The organism is Ancylomarina sp., assembly GCF_041555295.1.
Lineage (GTDB): Bacteria > Bacteroidota > Bacteroidia > Bacteroidales > Marinifilaceae > Ancylomarina.
In genome coordinates, this window is record NZ_JBFFKR010000296.1 from 1 (window position 1) to 3,850 (window position 3,850).

The 3,850-nt window shown below is 37.8% G+C and carries 3 protein-coding genes; 1 reads left to right on the plus strand and 2 read right to left on the minus strand.

Features of this window, described 5'->3' with window-relative positions:
- Positions 1-1,124, minus strand: a 1,124-nt coding sequence (hemL, locus tag ABY905_RS14880; protein WP_372645271.1) for a glutamate-1-semialdehyde 2,1-aminomutase, incomplete at its 3' end; no start/stop codon positions are given.
- Between the two features lie 12 nt (positions 1,125-1,136).
- Positions 1,137-1,838, minus strand: coding sequence for a uroporphyrinogen-III synthase (locus ABY905_RS14885; protein ID WP_372645272.1), 702 nt, complete (start codon positions 1,836-1,838; stop codon positions 1,137-1,139).
- A 295-nt stretch (positions 1,839-2,133) separates the two neighbouring features.
- On the opposite strand from ABY905_RS14885, the gene ABY905_RS14890 reads away from it, so the two are divergent.
- On the plus strand, positions 2,134-3,850 hold a 1,717-nt coding region (locus ABY905_RS14890), incomplete at its 3' end, for a bifunctional (p)ppGpp synthetase/guanosine-3',5'-bis(diphosphate) 3'-pyrophosphohydrolase (RefSeq protein ID WP_372645274.1).

Here is a 3,850-nt window from a genome sequence, read left to right on the forward strand (position 1 = left end):
GCAGCTGTATCGAAGTCAACCACATCAACCTCCGTAAAGAAGATTGAGATCATAGATCCACAACGGTTTATTTTGTAATCAAATCCCGACTCAGCTAATACCTTATCAAATCCTTTGTGTAGGTATTCACACTTAGCGGCTAGCTCAGTGAAAAGCTCTGGCTTTTCGTTCAATTCAGTCAATAGGGTGTAACCAGCAATCATGGCAATAGGATTACCCGAAAGTGTTCCTGCTTGATAAACAGGACCTACAGGAGAAACGATTTTCATAATCTCATCAGGACCCGCATAAGCACCTACAGGCATTCCTCCACCGATAACCTTACCGAATGTTACCAAGTCTGCTTTAATGCCAAAGTACTCTTGTGCACCACCTTTACCCAAACGGAAACCAGACATCACCTCATCAAAAATCAAAAGAATACCTTCTTCATCGCAGATTTGACGTAATTCTTCTAAGAATCCTTTTTTAGGTAAGACACAACCCATATTACCAGCGATCGCTTCGACAATAATGGCAGAAATTTCACCCTTATTATCAGCAACAACTTGCTTTACGTTTTCAATATCATTGTACTTAGCTGTCAATGTATCGTTAGCTGTACCTGGAGTTACACCTGGTGAATCTGGCTCTCCAAATGTACTGGCTCCACTACCTGCTTTAATTAGAAATGAATCAGAGTGACCATGGTAACAACCTTCAAATTTGATGAACTTGTTCTTGCCTGTATAGCCACGAGCTACACGAATAGCCGACATACAAGCCTCAGTACCCGAGTTTACCATTCTGACCTTATCGATATTGGGAACCATGTCCACAATAAGCTTAGCAATCTCAATTTCCAGTTGTGTGGGCGCACCAAATGAGGTTGAGAATTCAACCTTATCCTTAATGGCTTTAATTACACTTGGGTGAGCATGACCTAGAATCATTGGTCCCCATGAAGAGATGTAGTCGATATATTCATTATCATCTTCATCAGTAAGGATACTTCCTTTAGCTTTTTTGATAAAAACAGGTGTGCCACCTACCGATTTGAATGCTCTAACAGGAGAGTTTACACCTCCTGGAATATACTTCTGAGCCTGATCGAAGAGCTCTGAACTTCTTTTGTATTGGTGCATATTGTTAGTGTTTTATGAGTTTAGATATTGATGACAGGATTGTATTAATGAAAAAACGTTGGTTTGTTCGGCTAGCATCACATAATCGGAGTAGTCGACCAAAGCCACAGCCGTGGTGTTACCAATGGCAAAGCAAGGCTGATTATTTTTGGGCTGATAGTTTTTGAAAAAGCTATGAACCGCACTCGGACTGCAAAAACAAATAGCGTCGTAGTCCTCCAAATTAATTTCCGGCTGAATTAAGAGGGTATCATAAACTTTAATTTCCTTATAAGGACTTTCGTGATCTTCGAAAAAGTGAATCAGTGTTTTTTGTCGCAGATTACCCGTAAAATACAAGAAGCTTTCGCTAGAATAATCTTTAAGCAATTCTGAGAGTTCTTCTGAATTATGACGTTTCGGCACAAGAGCTGATAGACCTATTTCAGATAGTTGATCAGCTGTCTTTTCTCCCACGGCAAAACATCTCTCCATCTTATCGAGTTGAATTTGCTCCTGATTGGCTTGCAAACTTCTAACGGCATTTTGACTGGTGAAAATCCAATTGGGATACTGACCTGAATTGATTATTTCTAAATCCTCAGTACTTAGTGAGCATAAATCGATACGTATAAAGGCATGATGGTCAATCTGACAATCCATTTTAAGACCAAATTCAATTTGATCAGCATTTAACGTACGTGTAAATAGGATGCGTTTATTGTTTTTAGTCATGTGCGATTAATGAAACTTAATGTCGAAGCAAACAAATTTAATAAATCATCGCATTATTTCACTATCACTCGACTCCAAACTTAGGAAAATTCATTGCTTCTTATTTTAAGTTAAAAAAACAGAATCTATTTGCCATTGATACTTAGCTTTTATACTTTTAGTTGCATTATAAAAAAGCAGTTTGATTGCTCTTTTATAATCCAACTAACATTTGGAACGAATTTAAAAGAAGCTAGAATTGAAGATGACAAAATAAATGCTTCAAATTTGAGTTCTAAATAGTAAAATGATAATTATGGTGGCTATTACACAGCAAGAAGAAGAAAGAAGACAAATACTATATCGATATAAAAATCTCCTTAAATCATGTAAGAATATTATCTCTCAGGAAGATATAAAATTGGTTCGAAAGGCTTTCGATTTAAGTCTTTTAGATCATGAAGGGGAGAGGAGAACGAACGGAGAACCTGCCATTTATAGAACGCTTGAAATTGCAGAGATTGTCGTTTCGGAGCTGGGCTTAGGACGAACGTCTGTTATCTGTTCAATGCTATACGATATTGTACAGAAAAACCACATTAGTGTTTCCGAAGTTAAATCGCTGTTTGGGCCCAAGGTGACTCAAATTATTGAGGGCTTGGTAAAGGTGACTGAGATTTATGAGCTAAACCCAACACTTCATACCGAAAATTTCAGAAAACTTCTTTTAAGTTTTGCCGACGATGTGCGCGTGGTATTGATTATTCTGGCTGATCGATTGTTTCAGTTGAGAAATGCGGGAAATAAAAGTCAGCAATTACAAATTTCCTTAGCTAAGGAAATTAGCTTCCTTTATATACCACTTGCTCACCGTTTGGGAATGTACCAAGTAAAATCTTCGATGGAGGATTTAGCTTTGCGATACCTTGAGCCAGAGATTTACTTTGAGTTGGAGAAAAAACTTAAGGATTCGGAAGAGGAACGTGAAATTTATATTAAAGACTTTGTGGCTCCAATTCGTGCTGCATTAGACGAGTTGGGTATTGAGTATAAGATTAAAGCGAGAACTAAATCGATTGCTTCTATTCTGCATAAAATGAAAAAGCAGCAGGTTGAGTTCGAGGAAGTTTATGATATTTTTGCCATCCGAATTATTATCAAAGCTCCTGAAAAACGTGAGAAATCGGAATGTTGGCAGGTTTATTCGGCTGTTTCTGATTTGTATAGACCTAACCCAGGGCGTATGCGCGACTGGATAACCATCCCAAAAACCAATGGTTATGAGTCCTTACACACCACTGTAATGGGCTTGCAAGATAGGTGGGTTGAGGTTCAAATTCGTAGTAAGCGAATGAATAATATTGCGGAAAAAGGATTTGCGGCTCACTGGAGATATAAGGGTGATAAAGGTGATGGTGGACTTGATAACTGGCTTCAGGATATTAGAGAAGTGCTTGAAAGTAGACAGGATAGCAGCGTTGATTTAATGGATGATTTTAAGGCTGATTTATACAGCAAGGAGATCTATGTGTTTACACCTAAGGGTGATTTAAAGCAACTTAAATCAGGCTCAACCTTACTGGATTTTGCTTATTCCATACATTCCGATTTAGGAGACAAGTGTATTGGAGGTACCGTGAATCAGCGTAACGTTTCTATACGTCAGGTTTTGAAAAATGGAGATCGGGTATCGATTACCACTTCTAATAATCAAAAACCGAAGTCTGATTGGTTGAATTTTGTTGTAACCACAAAGGCTAAAAATAAGATTCGCCAAACGATTAATGAGGAGACTGTAAAGGAGGCTGATCTTGGAAAAGAGATGTTGATGCGCAGAATGAAGAATTGGAAGATTGAATTCTGTGATGAGAATATTCGCAAGCTTCTTCATCATTATAAATACAAACTGGCTGCCGATTTATATTATCATATTGCCATAGAAACTCATGATCTTTCTGAGATTAAGGAGATTTTAACGAAACAAAAGGATGAAGGAAAAACACCTGTAGAGCCTAAGAAAGTTGTAGTTAAAC